The following is an 18,231-nucleotide window of genomic DNA, read 5'->3' as shown; positions in this document are numbered from 1 at the left end:
CTCAGTTTTGCTTTAGCGGTGTCAGGCTGGCCTGCCTCCATGACGGGTCTGCCAATGGTCGAAAATTGCCTGCCCCGCGCCGCCGCCGAAGGTCAATATCGGCACGTCGCGGCGAAAGGCTAGCGACCAGGCCTTGATCCACAGCGTCTTGCGCGGCTCGATCGCAGCGATCTGGTCCCAGCCGATGTGCAGCGGCGGATGAAACAGGCGGAAGAAGAGCGGCGGGCGAAGATAGATGCCGCGCTGGTCGAGCCAGACGTTCATCGCATTCTTGTAGCTGACCCCGCCCGGAAAACGCCCGATGACCATCGTCGCCCACGAAAAGCGCCGCGCATCGGCGGGGATCGGGCGGTCCCACGCGAAGGCGGGCAGATATTTCGACCAGCCCACGAACGACAGGACGCGCGTGACGAGCAGCCACATCGCGACAAAGAACAGCGGAAAGCCGATCGCAAAAATCCAGACGAGATGCGTTTCGTTCATGGCACCCCTTCCCTCGCGCTGCCGCGCCTATCCTTCGATCTTCGAGAAATCGGCGACACCGTGCACCGCGCCGGTGAAGCGCGACAGCAGGCCGAGCCGATAGGCGCGGACGTCCTCGTCGGGGTCGTTGACCATCACGCCGTCGAAGAACGCGTCGATCGGGGCGCGGAGGCTGGCGAGTGCGGCCATCGCGTCGGTGAAACGTTCGTCGGCGACCGCGGCTGAGGCCGCAGGTTCGGCGGCGTCGAGCGCGGCGAGCAGCGCCTTATCCATCTCCGTCGCCCCAGCGGAAGCTGGGGCCGCCATCGTCGATTCACCATCGCCAGCGATCCCAGCTTTCGCTGGGATGACGGCATCTTTGCCCGCCTGCTTCAGGATATTCGCCGCGCGCTTGTAGCCCGCGAGCAGGTTCGTGCCGTCCTCGGTCGCCATGAATGCCTGCAGCGCCTTCACGCGTGCAAGCAGGCGAACGACGTCAGAATCGATACCCCGATCGCCGTCAATGATCAGCGCAGCTCGAAATATGTCAAAACGAGTCCCGATTGCCTTCTGGGCAACTTCTAACCGATCCAGCACAAAATCGCGGACTAGTGCAGCCGTGTTCAACGCGCGCTCAAATGACGCCTGCTGTCGTTCTGCAATTTCTTCCGGCGAGTTCGAATCTTTCGTAAGTTCAACGATCGCCTTTAACGCCGCGCTCGGATCAAACAGCGTGACGATCTGATCCAACGCGTCGCGCTTTTCCTCGGACCATTGGTATGGGTTTGGTTCCCGCCCATCTCTCAAAACTGTTTGAAACGCAGTCAGCAGAACATCCATGCGCAGCCCGTTTGCCATGATCAACGAAGTCATGCCAATCGCGGCCCTCCGCAGCGCGAATGGGTCCTTTGATCCGGTCGGAACTTCATTAATTGCAAAGAAGCTACAAATTGTATCCAGCTTATCCGCCAGCGCCACGGCCACCGTCACCGGCGCGGTGGGAACATCATCGCCCTGCCCGACCGGCTTGTAGTGATCGCGGATCGCATCGGCGACCGCATCGGGCAGACCTTCGGCGCGGGCATAATAGCCGCCCATCAGGCCCTGCAATTCGGGGAACTCGCCGACCATTTCGGTGACGAGGTCGGCCTTCGCCAGTTCCGCCGCCTGCCGCGCGAGCGCGGGGTCGCAGTTCGGGACGATGCCTTCGCTCGCCAGCCATTCGGCGAGCTTCGCGACGCGCTCGACCTTGTCGGCGACGGTCCCTAGCTTTTCGTGGAAGGTGATGTTCGCGAGCTTTTCGGCGTGCTGCGCGAGCGTCTTCTTCTGGTCCTGTTCCCAGAAGAAGCGCGCGTCGGACAGGCGTGCGGCGAGCACCTTGCGGTTGCCTGCAACGATCTCCGCGCCGCCGTCGACCGCGTCGATGTTCGCGGTGCAGACGAAGCCGTTGGCGAGCTTGCCGTCGGCGCTGTTCACGACGAAATATTTCTGGTTCACGCGCGCGGTCAGCTGGATGACCTCGGGCGGCACCTCCAGAAACGCTTCGTCGAAGCGGCCGAGCAAGGGCACCGACCATTCGGTGAGGCCGGCATTCTCGATCACCAGCCCCTCGTCCTCGACAAGCGTCAGGCCGGCGTCGGCCGCGGCCTTGGCGGCGCCGTCGCGGATAATGTTCTGGCGTTCTTCATGGTCGACGATGACGTGGCAGGCGCGCAGCTTTTCGGCATAGTCCGATGCCGAGCCGATCGTGATCTCGCCCGGGCAGTGGAAGCGGTGGCCGCGCGTTGCGAAACCCGCGGAAATCCCGCTAACTTCACACTCAACAAGGTCTTCGCCGAAGATCGCGACGATGCCCGACAGCGGGCGGACCCAGCGCAGGCTCTCGCTGCTCGCGCTTTCTTTGCCCCAGCGCATCGACTTCGGCCAGGCGAAGGCGCGGACGATTGCGGGGATCGCCTCGGCGAGCACCTCGGCGGTCGCGCGGCCGGGTTTGTCGATGACGGCGAAATACACGCCGTCGCGGTCTTCGAGCTGATCCTGCGTCAGGCCGGTCTTGCGAAGGAAACCCTCGAGCGCCTGCGGCGGCGCGCTGCTGCGCGGGCCCTTGAGTTCCTCGCTGACCGCGGCGGTCGCTTCGGGCAGATCGCGGGCGATCAGCGCGAGGCGGCGCGGGGTCGACCAGATGGTGAGGTCGCCCGTTTCGAGGCCCGCGGCGCTCAATTGCGCACGGAACAGCTTTTCGAGTTCGGCGCGCGCGCCGGCCTGCATTCGCGCCGGGATTTCCTCGCTGCGCAGTTCGAGAAGAAAGTCGGTCACAGCGTCCACCCCGGATGTTTTGCGGTCCAGCGTTCGGACTGGCTGTCGATCCACGCCTTGCAGCTGCCCTTTGCGAGGTCGCGGACGCGCGCCATATAATTTGCGCGTTCCTGTACGCTGATCACGCCGCGCGCCTGGAGCAGGTTGAACAGATGGCTCGCCTCGATTGCCTGATCATAGGCGGCAAGCGGCACGTTCGCTTCGATCGCGCGCTGACATTCGGCCTCAGCGGCCTTGAAACCCGCGAACAAGGTGTCGGTGTCGGCGACCTCGAAATTCCATTTCGAGAACTGCTTTTCATTCTCGAGGAACACGTCGCCATAGCTCACCGCGGCAACATCGCCGACCGCGTCGGAGAAGCGCAGGTCGTACACATTGTCGACATTCTGGATATACATGGCGAGGCGTTCGAGCCCGTAAGTGAGCTCGCCCGCGACGGGCTTGCAGTCGAAACCGCCCATCTGCTGGAAATAGGTGAACTGGGTGACTTCCATCCCGTCGCACCAGACTTCCCAGCCGAGACCCCAAGCGCCGAGCGTCGGCGATTCCCAGTCGTCCTCGACGAAGCGGATATCGTGGAGCAGCGGGTCGATGCCGATCGCGGCGAGCGAACCCAGATATTGTTCCTGCAGGTCGGCGGGCGACGGTTTCAGGATCACCTGATACTGGTAATAATGCTGCAGCCTGTTCGGGTTCTCGCCATAACGGCCATCGGTCGGGCGGCGGCTCGGCTGGACATAAGCGACGTTCCACGGCTCGGGGCCGAGGCTGCGCAACGTCGTCGACGGGTGAAACGTCCCTGCCCCGACGCGCATGTCGTAGGGCTGCAAAATCGCGCAACCGCGCGCCGCCCAATAGGCGTGCAGCGTCAGGATCATGTCCTGAAAACTGAGTGGTGTCTTGTCCGCCCCGTCGGCCACGGCCGCAATTCCTTCGCAGGTGCAAAAATCGCCGCCGCATTGGCCCAGCGGCGGCGCATGGTCAAGGCTCCCCGCCGCGCGCTCGTCGACGAAAAGGCGCGTCTTAGTCAGGTCTCCAAAACTTTTTGTAAGGTTTTATTGACACAGTCAGCGAATCGCGACATATAGTCATGCATGCCTGACATGAAGACAGGTTGAGCTGACCAAAACCAGTCGATCCAAGGAGAATAGACATGATGACCCGCACGCTGATCCTCGCGCTCTCGCTCACCGCCGCTGCTGCGCCCGTCATGGCGGCCGAGACCGGAAACCCCGCCGTCGAAGTCCGCATCGACGATCTGAACCTGACCCACACGGCGGATCGCGAGCGCCTCGACACCCGATTGAAGAGCGCCGCGCGCAGCCTCTGCTACACCGGCCTTCGCGGCGCTGCGGAAAATGCGCGCCAGTCGGCATGCCTTTCGAACGTCCTTGCCCACGTAGAGCCGCAGACCAAGCAGGCGATCGCCCGCGCACAGAACGGCACCCAGCTCGCGCTGCTGATGATCAGCGCCGCGCGATAAGCGACGGAAATGATGGCTTCGCTCGCGCCGTGCCTCCCCGGTGACGGCTGGCGACTTGGACTGGAGCGCCCTCCACAGGGCGGCGCTCCAGTCTCTTGCTTGGCGAAGGACGATCCGACCCTGTCGCCCCCAATCCCGGCCATCCCGAAGGGCCGGACAAAATTTCCCTTCCCCGACATTTTGATGCGCTATGGGAAGGCCATGATCCTTCGGATGGAAATGCTGGCGAGGCGCCGATGAACAATAAATTGAAAGTGCTGCGCGCGATGCGGAACTGGAGCCAGGCGGAACTCGCCGACCGGCTCGATGTCTCGCGGCAGGCGGTGAATGCGATCGAAACGGGGAAATATGACCCGTCGCTGCCGCTCGCCTTCAAGCTCGCGCGGCTGTTCGACATGCCGATCGAGGAGATTTTTGATGATGGTTTCGAAGGAGGCGACGATGAGTGATGCAAGCAAGCCTGCCAAGCGTCCGATGTCGCCGCGGCGTAAACGTTACTGGACCGCACTCGGCCTGGCCGGCGCGTTCGGCGGCGTCCTGGGCGCCTGGATGCAGATGACCCAGACCGACGGCGCGACGATCGGACTGGCGCTGCTGAGCAATTCGGCGCTGCCGGCCAATTTCGCGATCGGTTCGTCGATCGTGTGGGTCGTCGGCATGGCGATCTCGCTGATCCTCTATCATCGCTCGGTCGACGATCACGAGGAGCGGGCGTATCTGTGGGCCGGCACCGCGGCGTGGTATACGCTGACGCTCGCGGCACCGACGTGGTGGGTGCTCCACCGTGCCAGCCTTGCCCCCGCGCCCGATGTCATGCTGCTGTTCCTTGGCGCACTAGCGGTCAACGCGATCGTCTGGCTGTGGCTTAAATACCGTTGAGTATTTTTCACTCCCCTTCCCTGTTCGATCCGGCCATAAGCGCCCGTAACGAAAGTGATTTCCTGATGAAAACCTGGTTGAAGAAGCTTGCCACCACGTGCGCGATCGCCGCCTTCTCGGCGTCCGCGATGCTCCCGGCCGCCCATGCCGCCCAGCCGGCCGCGGCGGCGGCACCCGCAACGTCCCCCACGACGACCGACGCCGATCCGGCGCTATGGGTCGTCAAGGACAAGGACACGACGATCTATCTCTTCGGCACCGTCCATGTGCTGAAACCCGGCCTCGGCTGGTTCGACGAGGCGGTGAAGACGGCGTTCGACAAATCGGACGAGCTGATGCTCGAAATGGTGATGCCCGACGACCAGGCGGCGATGGCAAAGGAAATGATGCCGCTGGCGATCGACCAGAGCGGCAAGACGCTTTCGTCGCGCCTCGATGCCGAGCAGCTCAAGGCGTATCAAGCCGCGCTGGCAGGCCTTGGCATCGCGCCGGCGCAGTTCGACATGTTCGAACCCTGGTTTCCCGCGATCACCCTGTCGGTCCTGCCGCTCACCAAGCTCGGCTATGATCCCGAACAGGGCGTCGAAAAGCTGTTGACGGCCTCGGCCAAAAAATCCGGCAAGCCGGTGGCGGGCCTTGAAACGCTGAGCCAGCAGCTGGGCTTTTTCGATGCGCTGCCCGAAACGCAGCAGATCGCCTTCCTGAATTCGGTGGTGAAGGATCTCGACAAGCTGGGGCCGCAACTCGACAAGATGGTCGCGCAGTGGGCGAAGGGTGATCCCGACGCGCTGGCCGTGACGATGAACGAAAGCCTGGCCGAAACGCCCGAACTCGCCGCGACGCTGCTGTGGGATCGCAACGCCCGCTGGGCCGATCAGCTGAAAGCACGGATGGATCAGCCGGGCACCGTGTTCGTCGCGGTCGGCGCTGGCCATATCGCGGGCGCGAAGAGCGTCCAGGATTATCTGAAGGCCCGCGGCCTCGTCGCCAAGCGGGTCAAATATTGAGGGGAACAGCCCGCCCTTCGCCTCATTGGGGTCGCCGCCTTGCGGCGGCCCTTTTGCCATGCCTGCTCGCCGCTTGCGGCACCGCGGAGCCGGCACGGCAGGCGCGGCCCGCGATGTGGCTGGTCGCCGACGATGATACAAAAATCTATATGCTGGGCGCGATGCACGCCCTGCCGCGCGGCACCGACTGGAAAGGCGGCAAGGTCGCCGAGGCGGTCGGGACGGCTGACGAACTGGTGATGGAATTGTCGCCCGCCGAACTGGCGAAGGCGGGCGCCGTTTTCCAGGCACTCGCACCCCGGACCGCCCCGCTCGCGATGGAGAAACGGCTGCCGCCGCAGGCGCTCGCCGGCTATCGGGCCCTGGAGGCGAGCGGCGGCGATTTCGGCGGCGACGCGCTCGACGATTGGGCGGTGATGGTATTGATGGGCCAGCGCGTGGCGCAGAATGCCGAACTCGATTCCTCCGACGGCGTGGAAACGCGCCTCACCCAGCAGTTCAAGGGCGCCCGAAAGCCGATCGGCGGGCTGGAGACGGCACGCGAGCAACTGATGCTGTTCGAAACGCTCGACCCGAAGACGCAGCGCACGCTCCTGACTCGCTCCGCCCAAAAATCGGGCGACGCGGCAAAAGACGTCGGCGCCCTGACCGCGGCGTGGGGCCGCGGTGATGTCGCAGCATTGGAAAAGGTCATCAACGAGGATGTCGATGCCGTACCGGCGGCGCGCAAGGCGATCATCACCGACCGCAACCGGCGCTGGAGCGCGTGGGTGCAAAAGCGGCTGGAACAACCTGGCACGGTGCTGATGGCGGTTGGCGCGGGGCATCTTGTCGGGGCCGACGGCGTACCCGCGATGCTCGAAGCGGACGGGCTGAAGGTGACGCGGGTGCAATAAGCGCCGTCGCGCTTGCATTTCCGCCGCTTCCCCGCTAAGCGCCCCGGCTTCCGTCCATGGTCATCCCTGGAGGCGTGGCGGAACTGTGTAACTGTTTCTCGGAGAAATAATATGAGCGATCAGCTGACGCTGACGGCCGAGACGCGCGAACGCGGAGGCAAGGGAGCCTCGCGTGACCTGCGTCGTAATGGCCGCGTCCCCGCCGTTGTCTATGGCGGCAAAGAAGAACCCCTGATGATCCACGTCGAAGAAAAGCTGCTGATGAAGCAGCTGATGACGGGTCACTTCATGAACTCGGTCGTCATGGTCGACGTGGGTGGCAAGACCATCCGCACCCTGCCGAAGGACGTCGCTTTCCATCCGGTCAAGGATCGCCCGATCCATGTCGATTTCCTCCGCATCTCGAAGGACGCCAAGGTCACCGTCGCGGTTCCCGTCGTGTTCACGAACGAAGAAGCCTCGCCGGGCCTGAAGCGCGGCGGCGTGCTGAACATCGTCCGTCACGAGCTGGAAATCGCCTGTGACGCGGACAAGATCCCTGACGAGATCACGATCGACGTCACCGGTTTCGACGTTGGCGATTCGATCCACATCAGCAACGTCACCCTGCCCAAGGGCGCCGAAAGCGCGATCACCGATCGCGATTTCACCATCGCAACGATCGTCGCCCCCTCGGCGATGAAGTCGAGCGAAGGCGACACGACGGTCGACAGCGGCGAAGCTGCTGCTGCCGAAGACGGCGAAGAAGCCTAATCATATCCGGGCGGCCCCTCCCCCGGCGGGAGGGGCCTTCCACGAAAGGCGAATAGCATGCAGCTCTGGGTCGGCCTCGGAAATCCAGGGCCCCAATATGCGATGCACCGCCACAATGTCGGCTTCATGGCCGCCGATGTCATCGCCGATGTCCACGACTTTCCATCGCCCGCGAAGAAATTCCAGGGTTGGGTCCAGGAAGGCCGCATCGGGTCGCAGCGCATCCTGCTGCTCAAACCCGGCACCTTCATGAACGAAAGCGGCCGCAGCGTGCGCGCCGCGCTCGATTTCTATAAATTGACCCCGCAGGATGTCACCGCCTTCTACGACGAGCTCGACCTCGCGCCAATGAAGGTCAAAGTGAAACATGGCGGCGGCGCGGCGGGCCACAATGGCATAAGGTCGATGATCCAGCATATCGGCGAGGATTTCCGCCGCGTGCGCATCGGCATCGGTCATCCGGGACACAAGGACCGCGTCACGGGCCATGTCCTCGGCAATTATCACAAGAGCGAAATGGAGCCGCTGATCGACCTGCTCGGCGCGATCGCCGCCGAAGCGAAATGGCTCGCCGGCGGCGACGATGTGCGCTTCCAGAGCGATCTCGCGGTGCGCCTGCAGGGATGACCGCCACGCGCGATGCAACGGCGGCCGATCGCGATGCCGTCGTCGCGATCTGGCAAATGTGCGGCCTGACGCGCCCATGGAATGATCCGGACGCCGATTTCGGGCGCGCGCTCGGCCATGAAGCTTCGACGGTCATTGTGGCTGAACGCGGCGCGCGGATCGTCGCCACCGCCATGACCGGCTTCGACGGACACCGCGGATGGATCTATTATCTGGGCGTCGCGCCGGACCATCAGGGACAGGGTCTTGCGCGACAATTGCTCGACGCCGCGTGCGAATGGCTCCGGCTTCGCGGCTGCCCCAAGGTCGAGTTGATGCTTCGCGATGGCAACCCCGTAGCGGGCCTTTACGAGCATCTCGGTTGGGAACCCCAGGACGTCCGTGTTTTCGCCCGCTGGCTGACTGATCCGACGGCTCCTGATGTCACTGAAGCGTCATAGGAATCATACGCTCCCGACATGGTGAAGCCATCTAGCTGACACCTCCCTCTGCAATCGGTGCGCCACCTCATCCGGACGATCCAGTCCGGGGCTCAACCGAAAACAGGGGGACTGCATGTCACATCTTACCGACGACGCCCGCGGCGACACCGATACGCTTCCGGGGCCCGACAGCCTCGAGGCGATCGTTGCCAAAAATCCCTCGCGCCGGACGCTGCTCCGCAACGGCCTCTTCGGTCTGTCGATCCTGCCGGCACTCGCGGCGTGCGACGACACCAGCGGCGATCCCTCGGTCGTTCTGCCGACGCCCACCCCGACACCGACCCCCACCCCGACGCCCCCGCCGGTCAGCTACGCCGTCAGTTTCGCCGCGGTCGCCGCGAATCAGGATGACAAGGTCACCGTGCCCGCGGGCTACACCGTCGACGTGCTGCTGAAGGCTGGCGATTCGGTCGAAACGGGCACCGCCTATTCGGGCAGCTTCCCCACCCCCGCGGTCGCCGAGAAATGGGCGGGCGGCAACCATGACGGCATGGAATATTTCGCCTTTCCGGGCGTCGATGCCAATAACCGCGGCATCCTGGCGATGAACTTCGAATATCCCGACTTCAACATCCTGATGACGGGCAACTACAACGCCGCCACCGCGACGGCCGACCAAAAGGCGCTCGCCCTGTCGGCGGTCGGTATCGGCGTCGTCGAAATCGCCAAGGGCAGCGACGGCAAATGGGCCGTGCAGCCGGGATCGACCTATAACCGCCGCTACACCGGCAACAGCAGCTATCGCGCCGGCGGCCCCGCCGCCGGCCTGCTGTCGGGCTCCATCAAGGGCATGCTCAACAACTGCTCGAGCGGCCGGACCCCGTGGGACACCTATCTGACCTGCGAAGAGACGACCGACAATTATCTCGATCCCACGCAGCCCGCGCGCGATTATGGCTGGGTTGTCGAGATCGACCCGCTGCGCGAGTTGGCGCAGCCGACCAAGCGCACCGCGATGGGCCGCTTCAGCCATGAAAACGTCGCCTTCATGTCGAACAGTGACCGTCGCGTCGCCTTTTACATGGGCGATGATTCGACTCCCGGCTGTATCTACAAATTCGTTCCAGACCGGGCCTGGAGCAACACCAATCGCGCCGCGAACACCGACCTGCTCGACTATGGCACGCTCTATGTCGCGCGCTTCAACGGCAATGGCACGGGCGAATGGCGCGCACTCGTCGTCGGCCAGAACGGCCTGACCGCCGGAGCGCAGGACCCGGGCAACGTCAGCCAGAGCACGACCCCGCCGGCGCCGACGACGGTCAACTTCAACAATCAGGCCGATGTGCTGATCAACTGCCCGTCGGCGGCGCGCGTCGCGGGCGGCACCGTGATGGATCGCCCCGAATGGCTGACCGTCGCGCCCGACAACAAGGCGATTTATTGCACGCTGACCAACAACAGCGGCCGCCGCGTGGTCGACCCCGCCAACCCGCGCGTCACCAACCTGCACGGACACATCATCAAGTTCCGCGAAGAAGGCGATTCGCCGCTGGCGACCAAGTTCAGCTGGGAAATCTTCCTGACCGCGGGCGATCCGTCGCTGTCGGCGGGCGGCAGCAATCTCGTCGGCAATATCAACGGCGACACTTTCTCCAGCCCCGACGGCCTCCGCATCGACCCGCAGGGTCGCATGTGGGTGCAGACCGATCACAGTGTTCCCGGTAACTCGGGGGTCGCGGGACGGACGATCGATCAGGCGTTCGGGCACAATGCGATGTTCTATGTCGACCAGGTGACGAAGCAGTCGAAGCGCTTCCTCGTCGGCCCGCTCGGCTGCGAGATCACGGGGCTGGCCTATACGCCCGACCTCAAGACCTTCTTCGTGAACATCCAGCACCCGACGGGCAACTGGCCGGTCGCGGGGCAGCAGCCGCGCTCGTCGACCGTCGTCGTGCGCCGCACCGACAGCCAGCCGGTCGGGGCCTGATCGCGCGCCGTCCGCTCTCCCCTTCGCCGGGCGGGAGCGGATGGCCCGTCAGGGTGTGCGCTTGGGCGGCGGCGGCGGCGGCGAACCATCGCGCGTCTGCGACATCAAGGTCACGCACATCGTCCGGTGCACCGGATGCCGGCCGCATGCGATGCCGGCATAGCGGTGCGTCGCACGCAGCAGGCTGTGGCGATGGCCGCGGTCGGGCACGCCGTCGTCGATCAGCAGCTGGTCGACGACGCCTTCGGGGGTGTGATGGCCATAGGTGATGACTTCGTTCACATAAGGCCCGCCGCCGCGCGCCCTCATCCGTTCGCCGGGACCGCTGCCCCGCGTATAATGCCCCACCGCGCCCGAGCGCGACTGGACCGCGACATGGTCGGCCGCCGCGCGTGCCAGCGGATCGCTCCATTCCAGTTCGGGAAGCGGCTTTTCGCGGCGAAGGTCGCGGATCGCCTCGTCGACCGCGGCGACGCCCTCGCGCGTCATGATGTCGATCTCGCTGTCGTCGTCGCTGACCAGCAGCTTGCCTTCGAAGCGCGGGCGATAGTCGCGCAGATATTCGGCATAGCCGGCGGGATCGCTGCGAAAGCGGTTGAGTTCGGTGAAGACACCTTCCTCGAAGCGGTTCGGCGCGGCGACGGCAGCGGTCCCACCGAGAGTCAGAAGGATAGCGGCGGCGAGGAGGCGGGGTTCCGTCATGGCGGGTGCGATAAAGGCGCAAGTCTGAACCGGGCGCAACGGCAAAGACTGGCGCCCGAGCCAATCTGGCGCTAGGGGCGCTGCAACACAGGCCCCTCATTCACGGCAGGCCGAACCTCACGGAGTTTTTATGGGTTTCAAATGCGGGATCGTCGGCCTGCCCAACGTCGGCAAGTCCACCCTGTTCAACGCGCTGACCGAAACAGCGGCGGCGCAGGCGGCGAACTATCCTTTCTGCACGATCGAGCCGAATATCGGTAACGTCGCGGTGCCCGACGCGCGGCTCGAAAAGCTGGCCGGAATCGCGAGCAGCAAAAAGATCATCGCAACGCAGCTCGCCTTCGTCGACATCGCCGGCCTCGTACGCGGCGCGTCGAAGGGTGAAGGGCTGGGCAACCAGTTCCTCGGCAACATCCGCGAAGTCGACGCGATCGTCCATGTCCTGCGCTGTTTCGAGGATGACGACATCCAGCATGTCGAGAACAAGGTCGACCCCGTCGCCGACGCCGAAACGGTCGAAACCGAGCTGCTGCTGTCCGACCTCGAAAGCCTCGAAAAGCGTGTGCCCGCCTTCGCGAAGAAGGCCGCGCAGGGCGACAAGGAAGCGAAGATCGCCGCATCGGTGCTCGGTCAGGCGCTCGACCTGCTGCGCGAAGGCAAGCCCGCGCGACTGACCGAACCCAAGGATGACGAGGAAGCCCGCGTGCTGCGCACCGCACAGCTGCTGACCTCGAAGCCCGTCCTCTACGTCTGCAACGTCGATGAAGGCAGCGCCGCAAACGGCAACGCCTTCTCGGAAAAGGTCTTCGCCAAGGCGGCCGCGGAAGGCGCGCAGGCAGTCGTCGTTTCGGCCGCGATCGAAAGCGAGCTGGTGACGATGGACATGGCCGACCGGCTCGAGTTCCTCGAAGAAATGGGCCTCCACGAAACCGGCCTCGCGCGCGTTATCCGCGCGGGCTACGAGCTGCTCCACCTGATCACCTTCTTCACCGTCGGCCCGCAGGAAGCACGCGCGTGGACCGTCCACACCGGCGCGACCGCTCCCGAGGCCGCGGGCGAAATCCACAGCGATTTCCAGAAGGGCTTCATCCGCGCCGAAACGATCGCCTATGACGATTATGTCGCGCTGGGCGGCGAAGCGAAGGCGCGCGAGGCGGGCAAGCTACGCGCCGAGGGCAAGGCCTATGTCGTGCATGATGGCGACGTGATGCATTTCCTGCATAGCTGATCCGAAGGCCCGTCAGCCGAAGTAGCGCCGAAACCAGCCCCGCTTTTTCGGGGTCAATGGAGGTTGCCCGGAAACCCGCACCAGATAATTGCCCAGGATCGCCGCTTGCTGTTTGGTCATAAGGAACCGAAATAAATCGGGATCGTGCTTCTTGACCGCTTCCGAAGACTGTACGCTTTCGAGCCGGAGCATTATGCGATCGCCCGCATCATGGTGTGTCCAGCCGACCAGTGCTCCAAAATTCTCCACCATCTCGCCCGCTCCCTCACGATTTTCGCGCGACGGGCGCCGACAGCCCGTGACGGCAGGCTACCAGACCTTCGGCGGAATGTCGTCTTCGGGCGGTTAGCGGAAGTTCGCTACCCAACTTTCGTCATCCCGGACTTGATCCGGGATCCACAGCCGCGCCGTCGTCATGGACCCCGGATCAAGTCCGGGGTGACGAGAGTGTTGGAGTCCGCAAACGGTCACTTCCTCCCATTCGTCATTGCGACCCCTTCGACAGACTCAGGAATGACGGTCCAAAGTTCAGGAAAGTTCAGCCCTATGCGCACGCCGATTTGAACCCTCGCGGCGTGTTGACGCCGCGCCTTGCTGCACCAGACTGTTCGGGTAGCGACCGCCTTTATCCACCAATTCAAAGAGCCGGGATGAAGGCTGACACAGCCGAATAGTGTAGGACAGCGCTTTTTTTCGAGCGGCAGATGCCTGCTTTGGGGTGGTAAGCTGTCGCGTTTCCCCTTCTTCGTCATCCCCGCGAAGGCGGGGATCCCGCTTGGCGGCGGCGAGAATGAAGCGGGATTCCCGCCTTCGCGGGAATGACGGGAATCGGTCGAAAGCCGCCGTCTCCGGAACGGCTCCGACGGCGCTAAGGCTCAAACGCTGTCAAAATCGGGCACGGTCCCTTGTCGCTCGCCGCGCATTGCTCGGCGAGGCGCGCGAGGGCGGCGCGCGTTGCGGCCATCTGCTCGATCTTTTCATCGAGAGCCTCGATCCGCTGGTGCGCGAGGGTGCGCACCCGCATCCGGTCGTCGCCGGCCTCAAGCGCGAGCAATTCGCCGATCTCCTCCAGCGTAAATCCGGCCGCCTGCGCCGCGCGAATGAACTTCAGCCGCCTGAGGTCGCTTTCATCATAACGCCGGATCCCGCCGCCCCAGCCGTCACCGCCGCTTCGTGCGGGCGTGTCGAGCAGCCCGCGGCGCTGGTAATAGCGCACGGTTTCGACCCCGACATCGCCCGCCGCCGCCAATTTTCCGATCGTCAATTGCATCGCTTGACTCCGTACCATAGTACGGAGGCTATATGGGGCGCATGAAAAAACAAGCAACCCTCCATCGCATGGTCATGCCGGGGCACACCTGTCCCTATGGCCTCAAATCGAAACATCTGCTCGAAAGCCGCGGCTTTACGGTCGACGACCGCTGGCTGACGACGCGCGAGGAAACCGACGCGTTCAAGGCCGAGCATCGCGTGAAGACGACGCCGCAGACCTTCATCGACGGCGTGCGGATCGGCGGCCACGACGATCTGCGCCGTCATTTCGGGCTGAAAGTCGCCGATCCCGACGCCACCAGCTACGCGCCCGTCATTGCGCTCTTCGCGATGACGGCATTGATGGCGCTCGCGACCAGCTTCTCGGTCTATGGCGATGCTTTCACCCTGCGCGCCGCGGAATGGTTCATCTCGTTCAGCATGATCGTGCTCGCGCTGCTGAAGCTGCAGGATGTCGACAAATTCGCTACGATGTTCCTGAATTACGACCTGCTCGCGAAGCGCTGGGTGCCTTATGCGAGCGTCTATCCTTTTGCCGAGGGGCTCGCCGGTGTTCTGATGACCGCACACGCGCTGCCCTGGCTGTCGATCCCGCTTGCGCTCTTCATCGGCGGCATCGGTGCGGTGTCGGTGTTCAAGGCGGTCTATATCGACAAGCGCGACATCAAATGCGCGTGCGTCGGCGGCAGCAGCAAAGTTCCCTTGGGCTTCGTCTCGCTGACCGAGAATGTGATGATGGTCGCGATGGCGCTGTGGATGGCGCGGATGTGGTTCTGATCCCCTCCCGCATCGGTCATTGATGAAACATATGGCTGGGCTATCAGGGGCGGTGATTCGCCCCCGGGGAGCCCAGCCATGTTCAACCGCCGCCATTTCCTTGCCGGGGCCACGCTCGCCGGCCTTACCGTCCCCGCGATCCTGCGCGCCGAGGGCGGGATCTTCCGCGAATTTCCGTTCAGCCTCGGCGTCGCCGCGGGCGATCCGGCGAGCGACGGCTTCGTCATCTGGACGCGCCTCGCCCCCGAACCGATGGAACGCCACGGCGGGATGCCGCTGGCGAACTTCCCCGTCGACTGGGAGGTCGCGAGCGACAGCGGCTTTCGCGACGTCGTCGCCAAGGGCACCGAACTCGCGCGCCCCGAACTCGCACATAGCGTCCATGTCGAGGTCGCGGGGCTGCAGCCCGACCGGCCCTATTATTACCGCTTCACCGCGGGCGGCGAGCGCAGCCTGCGCGGCCGCGCGCGCACCCTGCCCGCGCCGGGTGCGAAGGCCGATGCGCTGAAATTCGGGGTCGCGGGATGCCAGCATTTCGAGGCGGGCTTCTTCGGCGCCTATCGCCACCTCGCGCGTGAAGATCTCGCCTTCGTCTATCATTATGGCGACTTCATCTACGAATATAGCGAGGAATATCTGTTCAACACCGGGCTGCCGACGCGCCCGGTGCGCAAGCATGCGCACCGGGCACTTGTCGACGTCAATGATTTCCGCACCGCCTATGCGCAGCAGCTGGGCGACATCGACTTGCAGGCGGCGCGATCGGTCCACGCCTTCCTGTCGAGCTTCGACGATCACGAGATCCGCAACGACTGGGTTTCGGACGTGGACAATTGGAAACTCGGCCTTGACGTCAACGATCCCGAAGCCGCCTCGCCCGAGGTCTTCATGCTGAAGAAACAGGCCGCGATGCAGGCGTGGTACGAACATATGCCCGTGCGCAAGGCGTTGCTGCCGCGCGGCGGCATCGTCGCGATGAACCGCGAATTTCGCTGGGGCGACCTGATGGCGATGCAATTGCTCGACACGCGCCAATATCGCGACGACCAGCCGTGCGACGACGGCTTCAAGCCCGCGTGCCCCGACGTGTTCGCCAGAGACAGGCAGGTGCTCGGCAAGGCGCAGGAAGAGTGGCTCGGCCGCAATCTGGCGAAAGGCGGTGCGACGTGGAACGCCTTTGCGCAGCAGATTACGATGATGTCGCTCGACCGGCGGCGCAAGGCCGACGAGCCCAAGAAGATCGTCAATCTCGACAGCTGGGCAGGCTATGAAGCGCCGCGCGAGCGCATATTGTCGCGCATGGCGGGGCTGAAGAATAATGTCGTGCTGACCGGCGACGAGCATCAGAATTTCTGCGGCGATCTGGTGCACAAGGATAAGGTGGTCGGCGCCGAATTCGTCGCAACCTCGATCTCGTCGGGCGGCGACGGCAGCGACAAGCGGAATGGCACCGACGTCTTCCTGAGCCAGAACCCCGAGCTCAAATTCGCGAACGACCAGCGCGGTTATCTCGTGTGCGACGTCAATCGCGAGGCGTGGCAGACACATTTCATGGTGGTGGACAAGGTCACGACGCCGGTGAACACGCTGTCGAAGCGCGCAACGGGCGTGGTCGAGCGCGATGTCGCCGGGATCAAGATGGCGTGATGTGTCGCCGGGTCGTCACATACGCGCCATAGCGGAGCGCGCATGAACCGCCTTTTCTCACTACTGCTCGCCCTCCTGCTTCCGCTCGCCGCGCACGCGCAGGAGGGAAGCGAGCGCAAGCCCGTGACGATCCTGATCTCGATCGACGGCTTTCGCGCCGATTATCTCGATCGCGGCATCACGCCGAACCTGTCGCGGCTCGCCGCCGAGGGCGCGCGCGGCAAGCTGCGGCCGTCCTTCCCGACCAAGACCTTCCCCAACCATTATGCGATCGTCACCGGCAAGCGCCCCGACAATCACGGGATCGTCGGCAACAATATGATCGATCCGCGGCGCCCCGATGTGCGGTTCAGCCTCGGTGATCCGAAACAGTCGCTCGATCCCTTCTGGTGGGACGAGGCCGAACCGGCGTGGGTGACGGCGGGCAAGGCCGGGGTGCGCAGCGCGACGATGTTCTGGCCCGGAAGCGAGGTCGCGATTCACGAGAGCCGCCCGCCCGACTGGATGCGTTATGACGCGCACGTCGGCTATGCGCAGCGGGTCAACACCCTGCTCGACTGGATGCGGCGCCCCGCCGATATCCGTCCTGCCTTCGTCACGCTCTATTTCGAGGCGGTCGACGATGCCGGACACAAATTCGGTCCCGACAGCGCCGAGGTGAACGCCGCGATGACCGAAGTCGATGCGCGCATCGGCGACCTCACCACCGGCCTCGCAGCGATGGGCCAGCCCGCGCGGATGATCGTCGTCGCCGACCATGGGATGCGTGCGATCGACGAGAGCCGCACCATCCAGCTCGCTGACCTCATCGATCTTCCCAGCATCATCGCGGTCGAGACCGGCTCCTACGCCGCGATCGAGCCCGCCGCGGGAACCGACAACCGCGTATATGACGCGCTGCTGAAACCGCACGAGCATATGGTCTGCAACCGCCGCGAGGAGTTGCCGAAGCGGCTGCACTATGGCCGGAACCCGCGCGTCGCCGCGATCATCTGCATCGCCGAACCCGGCTGGTCGATCGTCGCGGGCACCCCGACCTGGCCCGTCAAGGGCGGCGCGCACGGTTATGACAATCAGGATCCCGAAATGCTCGCGCTGTTCGTCGCGAGCGGCACCGGCCTGAAAGGCGATGTCGGCATCGTCGACAATATCGAGGTCTATCCGCTGCTGATGCGGCTGATCGGCGTAGCGCCGCTGCCGAGCGACGCGACGGGCGACCTCGCCAAGCGCCTGCGCTGATCAGTCGCGCAGCACCGCCATCGCGTGAATCGATGCGGTCGGCGCGTTGACGATCTGGAGCTGGTAGCGCCCCGGCGTCACGTCGAATTCGACCATCTTGCGGATGCCCGAGCAGGCGGGGCCATGCCCGTGCGTGACCGACTTCACCACCACGCCCTCGCGCACCAGATCGATCCATGCGCCCGCGTCGAGCGCGACGATCAAGCGACCTGCCTTCTTGACCTCGATCGGAATCATGCCGCCGAATTTATGGACGTCGGGCTTGCGCTCGGGCGCGACGCCATAACGCAGGCTTTCGAACTTGTGCAGCGGCAACGCCGTCCGCGCCGCGCCAAGCGGCGACCAGTCGGCGCCGAGGTCGTCGCCATAGGCATAGATGGTCTTGCTCGACGTGTTGCGCGCCCAGTCGGTCAGTTCGGGCGGCAACACCGGCGCAGCGGGACAGGCCGTTGCCGGCTTCCCGGCAGGCGCAGCAAAGGCGGTCGCGGACAGTATCGAAGCCAGCGAAATGGCGATGATCTGGACCTTCAT

The 18,231-nt window shown here is 64.4% G+C and carries 20 protein-coding genes; 13 read left to right on the top strand and 7 right to left on the bottom strand.

Annotated features, from left to right (window positions below; genetic code table 11):
- Positions 1 to 21: 21 nt before the first annotated feature.
- From ATE70_RS12655 to ATE70_RS12645, 3 genes are read right to left on the bottom strand one after another with little or no spacing between them, the layout of a single operon-like run.
- Positions 22 to 483 carry a hypothetical protein gene (locus tag ATE70_RS12655; RefSeq protein ID WP_058538281.1) on the bottom strand — a complete coding sequence of 154 codons (462 nt, stop codon included), beginning with the start codon at positions 481 to 483 and terminating at the stop codon, positions 22 to 24.
- 27 nt (positions 484 to 510) lie between these two features.
- The gene (gene glyS / locus ATE70_RS12650) at positions 511 to 2,778 is read right to left on the bottom strand and encodes a glycine--tRNA ligase subunit beta (protein ID WP_058538586.1); all 2,268 of its coding nucleotides are present in this window, start codon (positions 2,776 to 2,778) and stop codon (positions 511 to 513) included.
- Complete coding sequence (locus ATE70_RS12645; protein WP_058538280.1) at positions 2,775 to 3,656, bottom strand: glycine--tRNA ligase subunit alpha; 882 nt, start codon at positions 3,654 to 3,656, stop codon at positions 2,775 to 2,777. The genes glyS and ATE70_RS12645 overlap by 4 nt, the downstream gene beginning before the upstream one ends.
- A gap of 275 nt (positions 3,657 to 3,931) precedes the next feature.
- Between ATE70_RS12645 and ATE70_RS12640 the strand changes: the two genes are divergently transcribed.
- From ATE70_RS12640 to ATE70_RS12595, 9 genes are all read left to right on the top strand, one after another.
- The gene (locus ATE70_RS12640; protein ID WP_058538279.1) at positions 3,932 to 4,261 is read left to right on the top strand and encodes a UrcA family protein; all 330 of its coding nucleotides are present in this window, start codon (positions 3,932 to 3,934) and stop codon (positions 4,259 to 4,261) included.
- 236 nt (positions 4,262 to 4,497) lie between these two features.
- Positions 4,498 to 4,710 carry a helix-turn-helix transcriptional regulator gene (locus tag ATE70_RS12630; RefSeq protein WP_058538277.1) on the top strand — a complete coding sequence of 71 codons (213 nt, stop codon included), beginning with the start codon at positions 4,498 to 4,500 and terminating at the stop codon, positions 4,708 to 4,710.
- The gene (locus ATE70_RS12625) at positions 4,703 to 5,140 is read left to right on the top strand and encodes a hypothetical protein (protein ID WP_058799855.1); all 438 of its coding nucleotides are present in this window, start codon (positions 4,703 to 4,705) and stop codon (positions 5,138 to 5,140) included. Before ATE70_RS12630 ends, ATE70_RS12625 begins: the two co-directional genes overlap by 8 nt.
- A 65-nt stretch (positions 5,141 to 5,205) precedes the next feature.
- Positions 5,206 to 6,147, top strand: a complete 942-nt coding sequence (locus ATE70_RS12620; RefSeq protein WP_058538275.1) for a TraB/GumN family protein — start codon at positions 5,206 to 5,208, stop codon at positions 6,145 to 6,147.
- Between the two features lie 53 nt (positions 6,148 to 6,200).
- Complete coding sequence (locus tag ATE70_RS12615) at positions 6,201 to 7,043, top strand: TraB/GumN family protein (RefSeq protein ID WP_231732684.1); 843 nt, start codon at positions 6,201 to 6,203, stop codon at positions 7,041 to 7,043.
- A 111-nt stretch (positions 7,044 to 7,154) separates the two neighbouring features.
- On the top strand, positions 7,155 to 7,796 hold the full coding sequence (locus tag ATE70_RS12610) for a 50S ribosomal protein L25/general stress protein Ctc (protein WP_058538273.1): 642 nt from the start codon (positions 7,155 to 7,157) through the stop codon (positions 7,794 to 7,796).
- Between the two features lie 57 nt (positions 7,797 to 7,853).
- Positions 7,854 to 8,423, top strand: coding sequence for an aminoacyl-tRNA hydrolase (gene pth / locus ATE70_RS12605; RefSeq protein WP_058538272.1), 570 nt, complete (start codon positions 7,854 to 7,856; stop codon positions 8,421 to 8,423).
- Complete coding sequence (locus ATE70_RS12600) at positions 8,420 to 8,863, top strand: GNAT family acetyltransferase (RefSeq protein WP_058538271.1); 444 nt, start codon at positions 8,420 to 8,422, stop codon at positions 8,861 to 8,863. Before pth ends, ATE70_RS12600 begins: the two co-directional genes overlap by 4 nt.
- A gap of 115 nt (positions 8,864 to 8,978) precedes the next feature.
- Entirely contained in the window at positions 8,979 to 10,835 is a 1,857-nt protein-coding gene (locus ATE70_RS12595) for a PhoX family protein (protein WP_058538270.1), read from the top strand.
- Between the two features lie 48 nt (positions 10,836 to 10,883).
- Here the strand turns inward: ATE70_RS12595 and ATE70_RS12590 are convergent, their stop codons facing one another.
- A complete protein-coding gene (locus tag ATE70_RS12590) occupies positions 10,884 to 11,537 on the bottom strand; it encodes a CAP domain-containing protein (protein ID WP_058538269.1) in 654 nt (217 codons plus the stop codon).
- A gap of 130 nt (positions 11,538 to 11,667) precedes the next feature.
- Here ATE70_RS12590 and ychF point away from each other — a divergent pair, with 130 nt between their 5' ends.
- Positions 11,668 to 12,765, top strand: coding sequence for a redox-regulated ATPase YchF (gene ychF, locus ATE70_RS12585; protein ID WP_058538268.1), 1,098 nt, complete (start codon positions 11,668 to 11,670; stop codon positions 12,763 to 12,765).
- A 12-nt stretch (positions 12,766 to 12,777) separates the two neighbouring features.
- Here ychF and ATE70_RS12580 read toward each other — a convergent pair whose 3' ends face one another.
- A complete protein-coding gene (locus ATE70_RS12580) occupies positions 12,778 to 13,017 on the bottom strand; it encodes a hypothetical protein (protein WP_058538267.1) in 240 nt (79 codons plus the stop codon).
- Between the two features lie 616 nt (positions 13,018 to 13,633).
- A complete protein-coding gene (locus ATE70_RS12575; protein ID WP_058538266.1) occupies positions 13,634 to 14,035 on the bottom strand; it encodes a MerR family DNA-binding protein in 402 nt (133 codons plus the stop codon).
- A 41-nt stretch (positions 14,036 to 14,076) separates the two neighbouring features.
- Between ATE70_RS12575 and ATE70_RS12570 the strand changes: the two genes are divergently transcribed.
- The 3 genes from ATE70_RS12570 to ATE70_RS12560 all read left to right on the top strand — a co-directional run bounded on the left by ATE70_RS12570 (position 14,077) and on the right by ATE70_RS12560 (position 17,700).
- On the top strand, positions 14,077 to 14,814 hold the full coding sequence (locus ATE70_RS12570; protein ID WP_231732835.1) for a glutaredoxin family protein: 738 nt from the start codon (positions 14,077 to 14,079) through the stop codon (positions 14,812 to 14,814).
- Positions 14,815 to 14,892: 78 nt separating this feature from the next.
- On the top strand, positions 14,893 to 16,461 hold the full coding sequence (locus tag ATE70_RS12565) for an alkaline phosphatase D family protein (protein WP_058538264.1): 1,569 nt from the start codon (positions 14,893 to 14,895) through the stop codon (positions 16,459 to 16,461).
- A 42-nt stretch (positions 16,462 to 16,503) separates the two neighbouring features.
- Positions 16,504 to 17,700 carry a nucleotide pyrophosphatase/phosphodiesterase family protein gene (locus ATE70_RS12560; RefSeq protein WP_058538263.1) on the top strand — a complete coding sequence of 399 codons (1,197 nt, stop codon included), beginning with the start codon at positions 16,504 to 16,506 and terminating at the stop codon, positions 17,698 to 17,700.
- Here the strand turns inward: ATE70_RS12560 and ATE70_RS12555 are convergent, their stop codons facing one another.
- Positions 17,701 to 18,231 carry a hypothetical protein gene (locus tag ATE70_RS12555; RefSeq protein WP_058538262.1) on the bottom strand — a complete coding sequence of 177 codons (531 nt, stop codon included), beginning with the start codon at positions 18,229 to 18,231 and terminating at the stop codon, positions 17,701 to 17,703.

Origin of the sequence: Sphingopyxis sp. H053 (assembly GCF_001468225.1) — a bacterium.
In the GTDB taxonomy this organism is placed as follows: domain Bacteria; phylum Pseudomonadota; class Alphaproteobacteria; order Sphingomonadales; family Sphingomonadaceae; genus Sphingopyxis.
Note: the sequence above shows the minus strand (reverse complement) of the source record. Positions and strands in the feature narration are given on the sequence as shown.

Excerpts from the sequence above, each read along its gene's own strand:
- ATE70_RS12655 (WP_058538281.1), bottom strand. The coding sequence starts at position 483 with ATGAACGAAACGCATCTCGTCTGGATTTTTGCGATCGGCTTTCCGCTG.
- ATE70_RS12645 (WP_058538280.1), bottom strand. The coding sequence starts at position 3,656 with ATGATCCTGACGCTGCACGCCTATTGGGCGGCGCGCGGTTGCGCGATT.
- ATE70_RS12640 (WP_058538279.1), top strand. The coding sequence starts at position 3,932 with ATGATGACCCGCACGCTGATCCTCGCGCTCTCGCTCACCGCCGCTGCT.
- ATE70_RS12630 (WP_058538277.1), top strand. The coding sequence starts at position 4,498 with ATGAACAATAAATTGAAAGTGCTGCGCGCGATGCGGAACTGGAGCCAG.
- ATE70_RS12625 (WP_058799855.1), top strand. The coding sequence starts at position 4,703 with ATGAGTGATGCAAGCAAGCCTGCCAAGCGTCCGATGTCGCCGCGGCGT.
- ATE70_RS12620 (WP_058538275.1), top strand. The coding sequence starts at position 5,206 with ATGAAAACCTGGTTGAAGAAGCTTGCCACCACGTGCGCGATCGCCGCC.
- ATE70_RS12610 (WP_058538273.1), top strand. The coding sequence starts at position 7,155 with ATGAGCGATCAGCTGACGCTGACGGCCGAGACGCGCGAACGCGGAGGC.
- pth (WP_058538272.1), top strand. The coding sequence starts at position 7,854 with ATGCAGCTCTGGGTCGGCCTCGGAAATCCAGGGCCCCAATATGCGATG.
- ATE70_RS12600 (WP_058538271.1), top strand. The coding sequence starts at position 8,420 with ATGACCGCCACGCGCGATGCAACGGCGGCCGATCGCGATGCCGTCGTC.
- ATE70_RS12595 (WP_058538270.1), top strand. The coding sequence starts at position 8,979 with ATGTCACATCTTACCGACGACGCCCGCGGCGACACCGATACGCTTCCG.
- ATE70_RS12590 (WP_058538269.1), bottom strand. The coding sequence starts at position 11,537 with ATGACGGAACCCCGCCTCCTCGCCGCCGCTATCCTTCTGACTCTCGGT.
- ychF (WP_058538268.1), top strand. The coding sequence starts at position 11,668 with ATGGGTTTCAAATGCGGGATCGTCGGCCTGCCCAACGTCGGCAAGTCC.
- ATE70_RS12580 (WP_058538267.1), bottom strand. The coding sequence starts at position 13,017 with ATGGTGGAGAATTTTGGAGCACTGGTCGGCTGGACACACCATGATGCG.
- ATE70_RS12575 (WP_058538266.1), bottom strand. The coding sequence starts at position 14,035 with ATGCAATTGACGATCGGAAAATTGGCGGCGGCGGGCGATGTCGGGGTC.
- ATE70_RS12570 (WP_231732835.1), top strand. The coding sequence starts at position 14,077 with ATGAAAAAACAAGCAACCCTCCATCGCATGGTCATGCCGGGGCACACC.
- ATE70_RS12565 (WP_058538264.1), top strand. The coding sequence starts at position 14,893 with ATGTTCAACCGCCGCCATTTCCTTGCCGGGGCCACGCTCGCCGGCCTT.
- ATE70_RS12560 (WP_058538263.1), top strand. The coding sequence starts at position 16,504 with ATGAACCGCCTTTTCTCACTACTGCTCGCCCTCCTGCTTCCGCTCGCC.
- ATE70_RS12555 (WP_058538262.1), bottom strand. The coding sequence starts at position 18,231 with ATGAAGGTCCAGATCATCGCCATTTCGCTGGCTTCGATACTGTCCGCG.